Raw genomic sequence first — 1,277 nt, forward strand, 5'->3', positions numbered from 1 at the left:
CGTATAATACTGCTCTAAAAGATGTTAGTAATCTTCTTGCGTCGCTCAGTGTAATGTTAACTGCCTATCTGGTTTACTCGGCGACTGATTCCCTATGGACAGGGCTGGCAGCAGGAGCAATTGATGGGGTTCTCACAGTTCTTGCGGGAGTAGCAGCTAAAGCGATGTTTGGCCTGTTCGTCCAAGTTGCTTCTCCCATTCTTGTATCAGTTTTTGTCGTATTAAGCGTCGCCTTTGTAATTCACAGGATTAACGCATTGATAATAGAAACATATTTCTTGGCAAGAAGTAGTTTCAAAGCCAGGCTTGCGAGGAGCACTGTTTATGGTCAGCAAATAAAAATGGTTATGTTATAGGGGCTTAGATTAATGATTGTAAATCCGATCAGGTGTCGTTGGGATGTTTCCGCATATGTGCTCGCCGTAGCTTGGTTCTTATTTTATGTGTTAGGCATCGGGGGTGTTCCTGTTGTGATCATATCTGCAACACAGAATTTTTTTTTACCTGATCACCCGTTAACACCCACCCTCCTTGTACGTGATTCTGTTAGCATAATTTCTTTGGCCTTAGCTTTGGCGATATTCTGGAGGTTATGTCTATGTCTTAAATCAGATATAAGGCGGGTAGTAAGGGATGATGGAGGGACTTTCTTTTCCCAAAAACGGATTGCAAAGGGGGTAGTCGGGGCAGTTGCGTATGAGATTATTTTTGATAGGTCATTTCTTGATTTTTGGCCACACCCAAGAGGATGGAGCGACAAGACTGTATGCGGCAAGGAAATAAGAAGGGAGGTGGGCGGATATAATCCAAAATACATGCGGCGACTTTCCGAAATTAGACTGTGGATCGACCTCGAAAAGCCCCTGTCCCGTCGTGTGCGACTCTGTCCGGGGAATTCCGAAAACGAGATTATCGATGATACCCTCGCGGTAACCGGCCAATGGCGGCATGCTTTCGAGGAATCTTTTGGCACTGAGCCGGGCGACTGGGAGTTAGAACTGGAGCAAAACAGCCTTTCGGCCCTGATCAGAAGTGGCACCTGGGAGGGGACCACCTTTGCGGGCAAGGTACGCAAGGGAATTGAGTTAATGCACCAGATGGCTGACGATTTGGCTTCCATAGGACACCTGGAGACCAATTAGCAAGGTCCACCCATGTGCGAATGAAGCAGAGCTGGGCACCGGGACCATACCATAATAAGGTGGTGGCGGGCTCTTATCTTGCGGTGGCGGTGATCGGCGGCAGTGTGGCGGTGGGTAGCCTGGATGAGGTCAAGG

General features: G+C 48.0%; 2 protein-coding genes. Both read left to right on the forward strand.

Annotation, left to right across the window (positions count from 1 at the left end):
* Positions 1-356, forward strand: a 356-nt coding sequence (locus ACHHRT_RS13800; RefSeq protein ID WP_395500350.1) for a hypothetical protein, incomplete at its 5' end; no start/stop codon positions are given.
* A gap of 12 nt (positions 357-368) precedes the next feature.
* A complete protein-coding gene (locus ACHHRT_RS13805; protein WP_395500351.1) occupies positions 369-1,142 on the forward strand; it encodes a hypothetical protein in 774 nt (257 codons plus the stop codon).
* Positions 1,143-1,277: the final 135 nt, after the last annotated feature.

This window comes from Desulfurivibrio modestus (assembly GCF_044068625.1).
GTDB lineage: Bacteria > Desulfobacterota > Desulfobulbia > Desulfobulbales > Desulfurivibrionaceae > Desulfurivibrio.